Origin of the sequence: Actinoplanes sp. CA-131856, assembly GCF_050956135.1 — a bacterium.
Classification (GTDB): domain Bacteria; phylum Actinomycetota; class Actinomycetes; order Mycobacteriales; family Micromonosporaceae; genus Actinoplanes.
Window position 1 is genome coordinate 4,086,590 of sequence record NZ_CP191849.1, and the last position, 13,631, is coordinate 4,100,220.

Sequence of the window (13,631 nt, forward strand, 5' to 3'; positions counted from 1 at the left end):
ATGGTGAGCGATGTTGTGTCGATAAGGACGGCGTCGGACGAAGATGTCCGCAAGTTCGTCGAGAACCGGAACGAACGGCACTACTTCCTCGATCATCTCGGGCAGGACCACGGCATCATCCTCTTCGCCTTCCGCGGCGAGGTGCTGGCCGGCTACATCTTCGTCCGGCTGTCGCCGGCCGAGGAGCCGGAGCTGCGCGCCGGGCTGCCGGGCGTCCCGCTGCTCCAGCATCTGCGCGTGCTCGAGGAACATCAACGCTCCGGAGTCGCCCGGAGACTACTCAGCGAAGCTGAACGACAGCTCACCCTGCGCGGTTACCACCGTGTCGCGCTCGGCGTCCATCCCACGAATGAGCGGGCCATCAGCCTGTACAAAGGCCTATCCTTCACGGCGTGGCGAGAGGAGAGTCTCCCCACGTTCCATGTAGAAGTGCTCGACGACGACAGCACCGAGCGTAGCGACGACGTCTGTCTCGTCTTCGTCAAGCACCTGGAACGACTGCCCCAGATAGGACGACCTTGACCTGGATCGTGACCGGTGGCGCCGGCTACATCGGCGCGCACGTCGTCCACCGGCTGAGCGGCCGGTGCGAAGTGGTGGTCTTCGACGACTTCTCCACCGGCCGTCCCGAGCGCCTGCCGGGCGACATCGCCGTCGTCAAGGGCTCGGTGACCGACCCCGACGACCTTGCCCGGCTGTTCGAGCGGGGTCCCGTGGACGGGGTCATCCATCTCGCGGCGTCGAAGGTCGCGCCGGAGTCGATGGCCGACGGCGACCCGTTCTGGCTCAGCAACGTCGGCGGCGTGCGCATGCTGGTCGAGGCGATGACCAGGGCCGGTGTGGGCCGGTTGCTCTTCGCCTCGTCGGCCGCGGTGTACGGCGACACGGGCCACGGCCGGGCCCACGAGGGACGACGCACGGAGCCGGTGAACCCGTACGGCCTGACCAAGCTCGAGGGCGAGCGGATCATGGGCCGGTCCCGCCTGCGGACGATGGCGCTGCGGCAGTTCAACGTCGTGGGGGCGGGCACGCACGCGTCCGCGGCCGACACCGGCCCCGCGAGTCTGCTGCCGGCCGTTTTCCGGGCTCTGACCGAAGGATCCAAGCTGGTCGTACGGGGTGACGACTACCCCACGCGCGACGGCAGCGCCATCCGGGACTACGTGCACGTGGAGGACGTCGCTCAGGCGTACGTCAAAGGGGTCTCGCTCCTGTCGGGCCGAAGGCCGATGCGGCGGCACACGGTGGTGAACGTGGGAAGCGGTCAGGGCACCTCCGTGCTGGAGCTGGTGCGGCTCGCGGGGAAGGTGGCCTGCGCCGAGGTGCCGTTCCGGGTGGGGGAGCGGCGGCCGGGTGACGCCGCCGAATCCGTCGCCGACGTGAGCCGGGCCCGGCGGAAAGGGCTGGGACCGCGCCGCTCGCTCGGCGAGGCGGTCTCGTCGGCCTGGGAGTCGTGGCGCCTCGAACTGGGTAGGTGACAGACATGCGTTTCGTGGTGCAACGGCATCGCGCGCGGCGGCTGCACTACGACTTCCGGCTCGAGATCGGTGGGGTGCTGGCCAGTTGGGCGGTGCCCAAGGGGCCGACGCTCGACCCGAAGGTGCGGCGGGCGGCCTTCCAGGTCGAGGACCACGAACTGTCGTACTACGACTTCGAGGGTGTGCTCCCGGCCGGGCGGTACGGCGCCGGCGACGTCATCGTGTGGGACGCCGGAACCTTCGAGCCGCAGGGCGATCCGGGGCAGGCCGTCCAGGACGGCGAGATCCACTTCGATGTGTACGGGGAGAAGTTGCGCGGCCGCTTCGTGCTCGTGCGGACGCGGCAGGGTGCGAACGGCAAGTGGGAATGGCTCCTGCTGCACAAGCGCGACGAGCACGCGGTCGAGGGCTGGGACGCCGAGGACCACCCGCGATCGGTGCTCAGCGGCCGCACGAACGACGAGCTGCTCTAAAGTTTATGAATATTTACAGCTATCGTGATCGGCATGCCTGCCGCGCGCCGCTTCGCCGTCATCTCCACGCCTGAGCCGCCGACGGATCAGAGGATCCTGTTCAAACGGGCCGTGGTGCTCGGCGGCAGCGTCGCCGGGCTGATGGCGGCCCGGGTCCTGAGCGACCACGCCGAGGACGTCGTCGTCATCGAGCGCGACGACCTGACGAAGCTGGGCGCGGAGGTGCGGCCCGGCGTGCCGCAGGGCAGCCAGGTGCACGCGCTGCTCCTGTCCGGCCAGCAGCAGCTGGAGCGCTGGTTCCCCGGTTTCGTCGAGCAGGCGCTCGCGGAGGGCGCGGTGTCGCCACCGCCGGGGAGCAACCGCTTCTATATGGACGGTGAGCTGCGCGAGGAAGCGCCGGGCGCCTCGCAGGGTCTCATCTCCAGCCGCCCGTTCCTGGAGGGGCTGATCCGCCGCCGGGTGCTCGCGATCCCCAACGTGCGCACGGTGGCCGGGCGGGCCGAGGGGCTGCTGATGGACGGTGGCACGGTGACCGGCGTGCGGTACGTGGCCGACGGCGAGAGCGCGGTGACGGGGCAGAAGGCCGACTTCGTCGTGGACGCCACCGGCCGGTCGAGCCGCCTCGGTGACTGGCTCGACGCGTACGACTTCCCGAAGCCGCCGATGCGGCGCATGGGAATCAAGCTGAACTACGCGACCGCTCTCTATCAGCGCCCGGCCGACGCGCGGGTGTGGACGTGCATCTCCATCGCCAATCCCGGGCCGGGCCGGACGGCGCGGATCGGCGGCTTCACACCCATCGAGGGGGACCGCTGGACGCTCCTGGTCTCCGGATACGACGGGGACCGGCCCGGGCGCGACGCCGACGAGTTCCGCGAGCGCTGCGTGCGCGACTTCCCGGCGGAGTTCGGCGAGGTGGCCACCACCGCGCCGCGGGTGAGCGAGGTCGCCACCTATCACCAGGCGGACAGTCGGCGCCGCGACTTCCACCAGGTGCGCCGCTTCCCGGCGCGGCTGGTCGCGGCGGGCGACGCGGTGGCCTCCTTCAACCCGGTCTACGGGCAGGGCATGACCTCGGCCATGCTGCACGCGTCGTGCCTGTCCGAATATCTGCGCGGCGGCCCCGACCTGAGCCGGGCCGCCCGCTCCTACTTCGCCGACGTGAAGGTGGTCGTCGACGCCGCCTGGCAGGTCTCCACGATGGCCGACCTGGCCCTGCCGCACGTCGACGGACCCTATCCCCAGGGCTATGCGCTGATCCGATGGGCGAGCGGCCTCATCTACAAGGCGTCGATGCGCGACCAGGCGGTGAGCCACCGCCTCGGCCAGGTGACGACCATGCTCGCCCATCCGAGCGCGCTGACGAGCCCGCGCTTCCTGCTACGGGCTCTCAGCATCGGCGCCCGCGCCTAGCCTCCGCTCAGCTGACGCGGCGCGGCAGCTTCCAGTCTGGGCGCGGGAAGTGGCAGGTGTAGCCGTTCGGGATGCGCTCCAGGTAATCCTGGTGCTCCGGCTCGGCCTCCCAGAACGGGCCGGCCGCGGTCACCTCGGTGACCACCTTGCCCGGCCACAGCCCCGACGCCTCGACGTCGGCGATGGTGTCCTCGGCGACCCGCTTCTGCTCGTCGGTCTCGTAGAAGATCGCCGAGCGGTAGCTGGTGCCGACGTCGTTGCCCTGACGGTTCAGGGTCGTCGGGTCGTGGATCTGGAAGAAGAACTCCAGCAGATCACGGTACGACGTGACGGACGGGTCGAACTCGATCTCGATCGCCTCGGCGTGGCCGTCGTGGTTGTAGTACGTCGCGTTCCGGACCGCGCCGCCCGTGTAGCCGACCCGGGTCGAGATCACTCCGGGGCGCTTGCGGATCAGATCCTGCATCCCCCAGAAACAGCCTCCGGCAAGAATCGCCTTCTCCGTGGCCATGGCGCACACCTCATTCGTAGTTTGTCCCCCAGCATTACCCGTCGGCGCCGCCGGGGCACTGTCATATCACTCACCTGAACGTCAGAACGGGCTTGATAGTTCCCGACCGGGCGGCGGACTCGATCTCATCGAACGCGAACTCGCCCACGAGCCGCTCGACCGGGAGGCGGCCCTCGCGGTGCAGGTCGACGAGGCGGGGGATGAAGCCGGCCGGCGTGGCGTCGCCCTCGATGACGCCCCGCAGCTCGAGGCCGTTGTAGAGGACCGTGGCGAGGTCGAGCTCGGCCCGGCCGACCAGGCCCACGAGGGCCAGGGTCCCGCGGCGGCGCAGCGCGCGGAGGGCCTGGTCGATCACGTCGGCCCGGCCGGTCGTGTCGATCGCGTGGTGAACGCCGGCCGGCTTCCGGTCGACCGCGCCCAGTTCGAGGGCGAGCTCGCGCCGCTCGGGCACCGGATCGACGGCCAGCACCTCGCAGCCCGCCGCGACGGCCGCCATCACCGCGCTCAGCCCGACCGCGCCGGCGCCCAGCACGGCGACGGTCTCGCCCTTCCGCGGCCGGAGAACGTTGAGGACCGTTCCGGCGCCGGTCTGGACGCTGCACCCCAGTGGCGCCGCGATCGAGGGCGGGAGATCGGCGGGCACCTTGACGGCGTTCGACTCGTAGGCCAGGGCGTGGGTGGCGAAGCTCGACTGGCCGAAGAAGTTGCCAAAGACGTCCCGTCCGTCGCGGGAGAGCGGCGTGCTGCCGTCGGCCCGGGTCCCGCGGGCGTTCAGGTCGCTGTGCCGGCAGTACGCCGGATGCCCGTCCCGGCACTGCCCGCAGGCGCCGCAGCTGCGGAAGGTGAGGCAGACGGTGTCGCCGGGCGCGAGCGTCCGTACGTCGTCACCGACCGCCTCGACCACGCCGGCGCCCTCGTGCCCGAAGACCATCGGCAGCCGGCTCCAGCCGCGCCGCATGGCCAGATCGGTGTGGCAGATGCCGGCCGCCGTCATCCGCACCAAAATCTCGTCGGCCCGGGGCTCCGCCAGCTCGACATCGCGGATCACGAAGGGGCCGCCGGCCTCCTCGACCAGGGCGGCCCGGATCCTCACGCCTTGTCCAGGAGGAAGTAGTAGTGCCGCCCGCCGTCCAGCACACCCTTGCCGTTCATCACGCCGAGGAGTGTCGTGTCGTCCACCCGCTTGAAGTGATCGAGCACCGGCCGCCCGTCGTACACCATCGTCGCCGTCACCTCGCCCCGGAACTCGACCATCCAGAGGCTGGCTCCGCCCTTGGCCATGGCCTCGTTGGCTTCGAGCTCCCCCCGCTCGTTCCAGCACACCAGCGGGGCCACGTCGGTCACGGAGGTGAACGTCTTGCCGTACCACCGGGCCCGCCCCAACTGGCCCTCGAAGCTGTGCCCGCTGACGAACTCGCTTCCGGCCCAGCTCCCGATCAGCTCCTCGGCCCGCACCGGAGCCAGCGCGGCCCAGATGGCGTCGAGCTCGTCGATCGTCACCTTGCCGCCCGCCGCCCGCACGGCCTCGAGCCGCTCCCGAGCCTCGATCGCATCCATCCCGGCCTCCTTGTTGGCGTCCCGCCAACAAGCATTCAGCCCGCCCGGTTCGATGGCAAGTTAATCGCGATTCGCATTTTGCCGCACCGGGCGGGTCAGCGGGAGAGGCCGAGCTTCAGGGTGGAAGCCGATCAGGGCGGTGCTGGTCGTGGCGTCCACGGCGCGCTGGGCCGGTGGGAGGTGTTCTCGGGGATGAACTGGGGGAGCGCTCCGCGCACTAAATGAGGCGGTCGAGCAGCGGAAACTCGTCGTACACCTGGTTGTAGTCGCCGAAGTGGCCGTCGTCGCGGACGATCTGGGTGCCGCCGAGGCGCTCGAACATGGCCCGGCCCTGTGCGGCGTCGCAGCCGTACGGGTCGGTGAGCGAATTGATGAAGTACGTCTCCCGGACGTTGGCCCGGATGGCGTCCCAGTCGTAGGACGGGCGCAGGACCGGCTCGTCCCCGGTGTTGGGCGGCGTGCAGTACCCGGCCACCAGGAACGCCCTGTCGACGGCCACCCGCTCCAGGATCGCCAGCAGCAGGGCGGCGCCGCCGGAATGGCCGATCAGCACCGTCCCCGGGCCGAAGGTGTGCGCGTCGAGGACCTTCGGCAGGAACGTGTCGATCGGCTCGACGTTGAGGGTGGGGTGGTGCGGCACTTCGACGGCGTAGCCGCGGGCGGTCAGCCGCCCGGCCAGCCAGGGATACCAGGCGACGCCGGGGTTGCCGCCGGTGCCGTGGAAGATGATCGCCTCGTGTCCCATGGGCGGAGGATAAGCCATCGATCTGCGACCATGGGTCCATGTGGCGCGGCAACTGGCTGTCCTATGTGTACGCGGGTATCGGCGTCCTGCTGCTCGTGGGGGCGTTCGTGCTGCTCTACCCGGTGCGGCACGTGGACGGGTTCGCCACCGATCTGCGGATCAACATCGGGGCCAACCTGCTCGACCTGGTGCTGGCGGCGCTCGTGCTGCAACCGCTGATCCTGTTCCTGAGCCGCAACGCGGTGAAGCGGCGGCACCGTCTCGACTACCGGGCGGTCATCAAGCGCATCGAGGACGCCGACGGCCAGGTCGACATCTGGAAACACTGGACGGGGCTGCTGGAGGGCCGGCACGAGCGGAACTTCACCAACGCGGTCGTGCGGGCGCTGGAGCGGGGAGTGCGGTTCCGCATCGTGCTCACCGATCCGTCGAGCCCGGCCGCGGCCGAACGGGCCCGGCAGGTGGCCCCGACCGACGCGCTCGGGCTGATGCGGCAGAACATCGAGCGGCTGGCCGCGCTGCTCGACCGGATCCCGGCGGCGCACCACGACCTGTTCACCGTGCGGATCAGCCGGACCGGGCCGGCACACGCGCTCTACCGGGTCGACGACTGGCTGTCGTACGGCGTGTTCGGTGACCGCCGGGTCAGTGAGAGCTCGCAGCGCGAGGTGCGGGTGCGCGGCGACCTGGGTGAGCTGGCGCTGGAGGCGTTCGAGAACCGCTGGAAGGGGCCGGGACTGGTGACGGCGGCCGAGCACGACCGCATGCGGCTGCGCCTGGAGGTGAACGGACATGCGGCCGAGCACGACCTGCGGTACGTGCTGCACGAGGGCGAGCACTGGGTGAACGTGAACCCGTCGGCGCTGGCGCAGGCGTTCCACCCCGATCACGCGGTGGTCGGCGACGGCGAGCGGCGGTGGGTGCTGGCCGAGGCGAGCCCGGCGACCCGGGAGCGGGTGGCCGCCCTCTACGCCGCGAAGTACGGGCCGGACCAGGGGGCGGTGCTGCTCAGGCTGATCGGCGCGTAGGTGGCGGTCGTGGCGATGACGCCCGTGCATCCGCTGGGCCGCGGTCGTGTGCGCTGTCCTGTGGCCGCTCGGCTGCTGCGCGCGGGGGAGCTGCGGGTTCCCACCCGGCCGGACGGCGGCGGTCAGTTGGCGTAGACGCGGGACGGCTTGATCAGGACGGCGGTGCGGCGCTGGTCGCGCATGACGCGGTCGTACTCGTCCCAGTCGTCGTGGGTGCCGCCGGCCGACGTGAAGATCTCGCGCAGCAGGAGGCGGAGCGCCTCGGGGTCGGACGGCGGGTCGTCGGGACCGGTCAGCTCGGCCCGGCCCTCGACCGCGGCCCACTGCCAGCCGTCGCGGAACGTCACGGTCAGCTGCGGGCGCGCCCGGAGATTGGCCAGCTTCACCTTGCCGTACGTCACGAAAGCCAGCACCGGCTCACCGCGCTGGATGATCCCGGTGTTGACCAGCGAGCTCTGGATGCTCTGATCCGCGCGCAGCGTGGACACGACGGCCAGCCCGCTGTCGGCCCGGCTGAGCTCCCACGCCTGCTCCAACGTCATCGCCATGGCAGGAACGCTACCGGCTCACCACGCGCCGGACAGCGCGGCGACGCCGCCGACAGCGGTCGCGGCCGTGCAGGCGGTCAGCAGCGCCGTGCACAGCCGTTTGGCGCGCTGATGGTCGGCGGCGCCGGGCTGATCCAGATAGGCCGCCAGCACGCCCCACGAGAGCGCCAGGGCGCCGAGAACGAAGCCGAACATCGGCACAGCCTGCCGGTCGTGACCGGACGCGGCGCCCAACCCCCGGTGACGTGCCGGTGAACAGAAGACGGTCATTTGCGGAGGCCGTGCAGGGCCTGCACATAGATCTCCGAGAAGGTGGGGAAGGGCTGGATCGTGTCACGCAGGATCTCCAGCGGCACCCTGGCCCGGATGGCCAGCGTCGCCTGCTGGAGCCACTCGCCGGCCTCGGGCCCGAGCGCGCAGGCGCCGGTGAGCACCGACCCGTCGCTGAACAGCGTCAGGAAGCCGTGGGACTCGGCGTACCGGCGGGTGTAGGCGGCGGTCTTGGCCACGTCCTTAAGTGCCACGGTGGAGCTGATCGGGCCTGAGGTGGCGCCGACGGCGGCGGCCTGGGGATCGGTGAAGACCACGCGGGGTACGGCGGTGTAGTCGACCTTGCGCGGGCGCCCGTAGATGTTGTCGGCGACCACCTCACCCTGATATTTCCCGACATGCGTCAGCATGAACTGGCCGGTGGCGTCGCCGACCACCCAGAGGTTGGGCGCCGCCCGCAGGTATTCGTCGACCGGGATGCCCTTTTTGCCGGCAACGACCCCTACGGTCTCCAGCCCGATTCCCTCCACTCGTGGCGCCCGTCCGGTGGCCACCAGAAGTCGATCACCCCGTAGCTCCTGCCCATCATCCAAAGTCAGCACATAGTCGGAATTGTCCCGGTGGGCGCGTACGGCGCGCGGGCCCAAGGCGAGCGCAACGCCATCGGCGCGCAGGGCGGCGGTCAGGGCGGTACCCAACTGCTCCGGTTCCCGCGGAAGGACCCGGGAACCGGCGGCTGACAGCACCACGGAGCCGCCGAGACGGCGTACGGCCTGGGCCATCTCCACACCCACCGGCCCGGCGCCGAGAATCACCAGCCTTCCCGGCACCTCCTTCATGCCCGTGACCTCGCGGTTGGTCCACACGCCCTCGAGCTCGCGCAGTCCCGGAACCGGCGGGATGATCGGCGACGCCCCGTTGGCCAGCACCACGTGCTCGGCCGTGTAGCGGACCCCGGACACCTCGACCGCCCCCGGCCCGGCCAGCCGCGCGCTGCCCCGGATCAGCGCGATGCCCGCCCCGGCCAGCCAGCGCTCCTGCCCCGCGTCCGAATAGTCCGAGACCATGAAGTCGCGCCAGGCCAGCGCCCGCTTCACGTCGACCTCGGCCGTCGACTCGGCGTCCCGCGCCGCCTGCACGGCCTCACCCGGCCGCAGTAGCGTCTTCGACGGAATGCAGGCGTAGTAGGAGCACTCGCCGCCGACCAGCTCCCGCTCGACCAGCGCCACGCGCAGCCCGCCCTCGGCCAGCGCCCCGGCGCAGTGCTCACCGGGCGATCCGCCGCCGACCACGATGACGTCGTAATCGCTCATAACCGATGCCTCCCCAGGTGGATGTGCTCCCCTTCACCCTGGCCGAGGTCCCGCGTCACCGGTACCGGTCGAAGACCCTGGTGTCCGCTATCCCGGGGTGTTACACGGGCGTCGTACCAGTGCCCGGCGGGAGACGGTGGACCAGGAGCTTCCGACCGCACAGGAGAGACGCGATGACCATCGCCGACCACATCGTCGCCACGCTGAAGGCGTCCGGCGTCAGCCGGATCTACGGGCTGCCCGGCGACTCGCTCAACGGGCTGACCGACGCGCTGCGCCGCGACGGCGGCATCAGCTGGCAACATGTCCGCCACGAGGAGGCCGCGGCGTTCGCGGCGGCCGGTGAGGCGGCCGTCACCGGTGAGCTCGCGGTCTGCGCGGCCAGCTGCGGGCCCGGCAACCTGCACCTGATCAACGGGCTGTTCGACGCCCAGCGCAGCGGCGTGCCGGTGCTCGCCATCGCCGCCCACATCCCGCTCACCGAGGTCGGCACCGGCTATTTCCAGGAGACCCACCCGCAGGACCTGTTCCGCGAGTGCAGCGTCTACACCGAGCTGGTCAGCACGGCCGAGCAGCTCCCGCGGATCCTCGAGATCGCCATGCGGGCGGCCGTGGAGAAGCGCGGCGTAGCCGTGATCGTCGTGCCCGGCGAGATCTTCAGCGACCCGGCGCCGGCCGGCACGAAGGTGACGGCGGTGCGCCCGGCGGTCTCGGCCGTCGTGCCCCGCGAGCCCGACCTGGCCGCGGCGGCCGAGCTGCTCAACGGCGCCGGGCGGGTCACCATCCTGGCCGGCGCCGGCTGCGAGGGCGCCCACGAGGAGCTGACCGCGCTGGCCGGACGGCTCCAGGCGCCGATCGTGCACGCCCTGCGGGGCAAGGAGTTCGTCGAGTACGACAACCCGTACGACGTCGGCATGACGGGCCTGCTGGGCTTCCCGTCCGGCTACCGGGCGATGGAGCACTGCGACGTGCTCCTGATGCTCGGCACCGACTTCCCGTACCGGCCCTTCTATTCAGCCCACGCCAAGGTCATCCAGGTCGACGTGCGCGGCGAGCGCATCGGCCGGCGCGTGCCGATCGACGTGCCACTGGTCGGCACGGTCAAGGACACCGCGGCCGCGCTGCTCCCGCGGATCAAGGAGGGCCGCGACGGCGAGCACCTCGACCGGATGGTCAAGCACTACCGGCGGACCCGGCGGCAGTTCGACGCCCTCGCCCACGAGGGGCGCCAGGGCCGCACGCTGCACCCGCAGGCGCTGGTGGCCGCGGTCGACCGGATGGCCGCCGACGACGCCGTCTTCCTGGCCGACGTCGGCACGCCCACCCTCTGGTCGGCCCGCTACCTGCGGATGAACGGCCGCCGCCGGCTGATCGGCTCGTTCAACCACGGCACCATGGCCAACGCGCTGCCGCAGGCCATCGGCGTGCAGGCCGCGCAGCCGGGCCGGCAGGTCGTCACCTTCTCCGGCGACGGCGGCCTGGCCATGCTGCTCGGCGAGCTGCTCACGCTGCGCCAGCAGCGGCTCCCGGTCAAGGTCATCGTGCTCAACAACGAGGCGCTGGCCTTCGTCGAGATCGAGATGAAGGCCGACGGCATCGTCGAGTACGGCACGAACCTCGACAACCCCAACTTCGCCGACGTGGCCCGGTCGGTCGGTCTCTTCGGCGTACGGGTCGAGACCGCCGGCGAGCTCGACGGGGCGCTGGAGAAGGCGTTCGCGCACGACGGCCCGGCCGTGATCGACGTCCGCACGATCCGGCACGAGCTGGCCATCCCGCCCAAGGTCACGGTGGCCCAGGCGACCGGTTTCGCGCTGTGGGCGACCCGGTCGATCCTGAGCGGGTCGGGCGACGACGTGCTCGAGGTGGCCGGGGCCAACCTGCGCCAGGTCGTGACCGAGTTCGAGTAGGCGGCGCTCACCAGCCCGGAACGGCCGCCCGTACCGTCATCTCGCTGACCGCCACCCGGCAGTCGCGGCCGGCCATGTAGAGGATCGCGTCGGCGACCTCCTCGGCGAGCGAGGGCTCGATGCTGGTGGCGCCCGGCTCGACCATCCCGACCCGCACCCGCTCCTCGGCCAGCTCCTGCCGCAGCGACTCGGTGAAGCCGGTGAGGCCGAACCGGGTCAGGTTGTAGACGCTGCTCCCCGGCCGGGCCACCCGCCCGGCCGTGGAGCCGACGTTGACGATGTCGGCCACCTCGCGCGGCGAGGTGGCCGCCGCGTCGATCAGGTGCGGCACGGCGGCGTACGTCACGTGCAGCAGCGCCGACACGTTGAGCGCGACCATCCGGTCCCACTCCTCGAGCGTGGCGTGCAGCGCCGTGCCGAGCAGCATCACCCCGGCGTTGTTGACCAGGATGTCGAGGCGCCCGAACCGGTCGAGCGCGTCCTGCACGGCCCGCTCGGCCTGAGCCGGGTCGGTCAGGTCGGCCTCGACCGCGACCGCGTGCCCACCCAGCGCCGTGACGTCCTCGACGACGCCGGTCAGGCGGCCGGGACGGCGGGCCACCACGGCCACCGCCGTGCCCTCCCGGGCGAGACGGCGCGCGGTCGCGGCGCCGATGCCGCTGCTGGCCCCCGTGACCAGCGCGACCGTCCCGCTCAGGAGTCCGTCCACCATGGTCTGTCATCCCCTCACGTCGAGGACGGCGCGGAACCGCACGTCGCCGGAGATCATCCGTTCGTACGCCTTGGCGGCCTCGCCGAGCGGGAACACCTCGTTGTAGGACCGGATCGCGTGGCGCAGCGTGAACCGCAGATTGTCCTCGTTCTCGATCGCGGTGCCGGTCAGGCTGCCGCGGATGCGGTGACCACCGAAGATCAGCTGGGCCGGCCGCACCTGGATCGGCTCGGGGTCGGCGCCGACCACGACCAGCTCGCCGTTGCGGCCGAGCCCGGAGATCAGCCCCGACATCGCGGCCCCGGCGGCCGCGGTGGCGATGACGACCGCGGCGCCCCCGAGCCGTTGCAGCGCCTCGCCGGGATTCCCGGCCAGGCTGTCGATGTAGTCGTCGGCGCCGAGCTCGGCCGCCAGCTCCCGCTTCGCCGTGCCGCGGCCGATGGCGACGACCCGGTGACCGAGCGCCCGGGCGTACTGGATGCCCAGATGGCCCAGCCCGCCGATGCCCTGCACCGCGACCAGCGAGCCGGGCCGGGCCTTGCCGGCCAGAAGCGCGCTGTACATGGTGAGCCCGGCGCAGAGCAGCGGTGCGTCGGTCACCGCCTCGGTTCCGGGCGGAATCCGGACCAGGCCGGTCGACCGGGCGTACGTCACCTCGGCGTAGCCGCCGTCGACCGTCGTGCCGGTCAGCGGCTGGTCGGCGCAGTTGAGGAAGTCGCCCCAGCGGCACGCGTCGCAGGTCGTGTCCGCGCCGCCGAGGAAGCCGGCGCCGACCCGGTCGCCCACCTTCCACGACGCGTCCACGCCCTCGCCGACCGCGCCGATCCGGCCGATGATCTCGTGGCCGGGCACGATCGGCTCGGCCCGGTCGCCCTCGACGGCCAGCGCGTCGGTGTGGCAGACCCCGCACGCCTCCACCTCGACGAGCACCTGACCCGGCGGCGGTTCGCGGCGCTCACGCTCCACCAGCTCAAAGCGGCGGTGGCCGGTGGCGACGACCGCGCGGTAGCTGTCGCTCACCGGGGGAGCTCCTGACCGGCCTGCTCCTTGACGATGTAGTCGGCGTACCAGGACGGCCAGTCCGGATCCGCGGCGCCGGTGCGCGCCTCGTGCTCGCCGTGCGCGGCGGCCGCCCGGCGCAGCGCGGCGGCCAGGCCGGTGGTGGACGAGAAGGCGGTGACGGGGTCGAGCCGCCCCGGCAGCCGGGAGGTGATCTCCTGGAGGAGCCAGCCGTTGCCGTCCGGGTCGCTGAACGACAGGAAGGAACCGTAGCTGGCGTTGCCCTCGGCCGGCCCGGCCAGCCGTTCGCCGGTCCCGCCGTGGTGGAAGACGCCGCCGGCGTCGTGGAAGACCTCGCTCGGCTCGGCGCCGGCCCGCTTGAGCTCGTCGTGCGCGGCCGCGATGTCGTCGACGACCAGGTGCAGGCCCTGCGTGGTGCCCGGCTCCTGGGCGGTCACCGAGGTGCCGAAGATGACCGACGCCGGCGAGCCCGGCGGGGTCACCTGCACCACCCGGAACGTCTCGCTCGTGGCCAGGTCGGCGTCGAGGCGCCAGCCCAGGCCGGTGTAGAACGCCTTGGCCCGGTCGACGTCCGACACGGGAATCACGACGACTTCCAGCTTCATATCCATGGACCGAGCCTGCCGCCCCTCACCACCCGGACACACCGGTGA

General features: G+C 71.6%; 16 protein-coding genes. 6 read left to right on the forward strand and 10 right to left on the reverse strand.

The window, feature by feature from the left end; all coding sequences use genetic code 11:
* Positions 1–3: 3 nt before the first annotated feature.
* Genes ACQP2X_RS18850 through ACQP2X_RS18865 form a run of 4 tightly spaced genes read left to right on the forward strand, consistent with a single transcriptional unit; the run spans position 4 to position 3,364 of the window.
* Positions 4–522: a GNAT family N-acetyltransferase gene (locus ACQP2X_RS18850; protein ID WP_498698697.1), complete on the forward strand. Its 519-nt coding sequence runs from the start codon at positions 4–6 to the stop codon at positions 520–522.
* Entirely contained in the window at positions 519–1,478 is a 960-nt protein-coding gene (locus tag ACQP2X_RS18855; RefSeq protein ID WP_498698700.1) for an NAD-dependent epimerase/dehydratase family protein, read from the forward strand. The genes ACQP2X_RS18850 and ACQP2X_RS18855 overlap by 4 nt, the downstream gene beginning before the upstream one ends.
* 5 nt (positions 1,479–1,483) lie before the next feature.
* Complete coding sequence (locus tag ACQP2X_RS18860; RefSeq protein WP_498698702.1) at positions 1,484–1,951, forward strand: DNA polymerase ligase N-terminal domain-containing protein; 468 nt, start codon at positions 1,484–1,486, stop codon at positions 1,949–1,951.
* 33 nt (positions 1,952–1,984) lie between these two features.
* On the forward strand, positions 1,985–3,364 hold the full coding sequence (locus tag ACQP2X_RS18865) for an FAD-dependent oxidoreductase (RefSeq protein ID WP_498698704.1): 1,380 nt from the start codon (positions 1,985–1,987) through the stop codon (positions 3,362–3,364).
* A gap of 7 nt (positions 3,365–3,371) precedes the next feature.
* On the opposite strand, the gene msrA is transcribed toward ACQP2X_RS18865, so the two are convergent.
* The 4 genes from msrA to ACQP2X_RS18885 form a co-directional block, all read right to left on the reverse strand.
* Complete coding sequence (gene msrA / locus ACQP2X_RS18870; protein WP_498698706.1) at positions 3,372–3,875, reverse strand: peptide-methionine (S)-S-oxide reductase MsrA; 504 nt, start codon at positions 3,873–3,875, stop codon at positions 3,372–3,374.
* 70 nt (positions 3,876–3,945) lie between these two features.
* Complete coding sequence (locus ACQP2X_RS18875) at positions 3,946–4,968, reverse strand: NAD(P)-dependent alcohol dehydrogenase (RefSeq protein WP_498698708.1); 1,023 nt, start codon at positions 4,966–4,968, stop codon at positions 3,946–3,948.
* A complete protein-coding gene (locus ACQP2X_RS18880; RefSeq protein ID WP_498698710.1) occupies positions 4,965–5,432 on the reverse strand; it encodes a DUF4334 domain-containing protein in 468 nt (155 codons plus the stop codon). Before ACQP2X_RS18880 ends, ACQP2X_RS18875 begins: the two co-directional genes overlap by 4 nt.
* A gap of 217 nt (positions 5,433–5,649) precedes the next feature.
* Positions 5,650–6,177: an RBBP9/YdeN family alpha/beta hydrolase gene (locus ACQP2X_RS18885; protein WP_498698712.1), complete on the reverse strand. Its 528-nt coding sequence runs from the start codon at positions 6,175–6,177 to the stop codon at positions 5,650–5,652.
* Between the two features lie 38 nt (positions 6,178–6,215).
* Between ACQP2X_RS18885 and ACQP2X_RS18890 the strand changes: the two genes are divergently transcribed.
* Positions 6,216–7,205, forward strand: a complete 990-nt coding sequence (locus ACQP2X_RS18890; protein ID WP_498698714.1) for a hypothetical protein — start codon at positions 6,216–6,218, stop codon at positions 7,203–7,205.
* A 122-nt stretch (positions 7,206–7,327) separates the two neighbouring features.
* Here the strand turns inward: ACQP2X_RS18890 and ACQP2X_RS18895 are convergent, their stop codons facing one another.
* The 3 genes from ACQP2X_RS18895 to ACQP2X_RS18905 all read right to left on the reverse strand — a co-directional run bounded on the left by ACQP2X_RS18895 (position 7,328) and on the right by ACQP2X_RS18905 (position 9,336).
* Complete coding sequence (locus ACQP2X_RS18895) at positions 7,328–7,753, reverse strand: TIGR03618 family F420-dependent PPOX class oxidoreductase (RefSeq protein WP_498698715.1); 426 nt, start codon at positions 7,751–7,753, stop codon at positions 7,328–7,330.
* A gap of 18 nt (positions 7,754–7,771) precedes the next feature.
* Complete coding sequence (locus ACQP2X_RS18900) at positions 7,772–7,948, reverse strand: hypothetical protein (RefSeq protein WP_498659994.1); 177 nt, start codon at positions 7,946–7,948, stop codon at positions 7,772–7,774.
* Positions 7,949–8,019: 71 nt separating this feature from the next.
* Positions 8,020–9,336 carry a dihydrolipoyl dehydrogenase family protein gene (locus ACQP2X_RS18905; protein ID WP_498698717.1) on the reverse strand — a complete coding sequence of 439 codons (1,317 nt, stop codon included), beginning with the start codon at positions 9,334–9,336 and terminating at the stop codon, positions 8,020–8,022.
* 173 nt (positions 9,337–9,509) lie between these two features.
* Between ACQP2X_RS18905 and poxB the strand changes: the two genes are divergently transcribed.
* The gene (poxB, locus tag ACQP2X_RS18910; RefSeq protein WP_498698719.1) at positions 9,510–11,246 is read left to right on the forward strand and encodes a ubiquinone-dependent pyruvate dehydrogenase; all 1,737 of its coding nucleotides are present in this window, start codon (positions 9,510–9,512) and stop codon (positions 11,244–11,246) included.
* A 7-nt stretch (positions 11,247–11,253) separates the two neighbouring features.
* Here the strand turns inward: poxB and ACQP2X_RS18915 are convergent, their stop codons facing one another.
* Genes ACQP2X_RS18915 through ACQP2X_RS18925 form a run of 3 tightly spaced genes read right to left on the reverse strand, consistent with a single transcriptional unit; the run spans position 11,254 to position 13,589 of the window.
* On the reverse strand, positions 11,254–11,958 hold the full coding sequence (locus ACQP2X_RS18915) for an SDR family oxidoreductase (RefSeq protein WP_498698721.1): 705 nt from the start codon (positions 11,956–11,958) through the stop codon (positions 11,254–11,256).
* 6 nt (positions 11,959–11,964) lie between these two features.
* Positions 11,965–12,978, reverse strand: a complete 1,014-nt coding sequence (locus tag ACQP2X_RS18920) for a zinc-binding dehydrogenase (protein WP_498698723.1) — start codon at positions 12,976–12,978, stop codon at positions 11,965–11,967.
* A complete protein-coding gene (locus tag ACQP2X_RS18925; RefSeq protein ID WP_498698724.1) occupies positions 12,975–13,589 on the reverse strand; it encodes a VOC family protein in 615 nt (204 codons plus the stop codon). Before ACQP2X_RS18925 ends, ACQP2X_RS18920 begins: the two co-directional genes overlap by 4 nt.
* Positions 13,590–13,631: the final 42 nt, after the last annotated feature.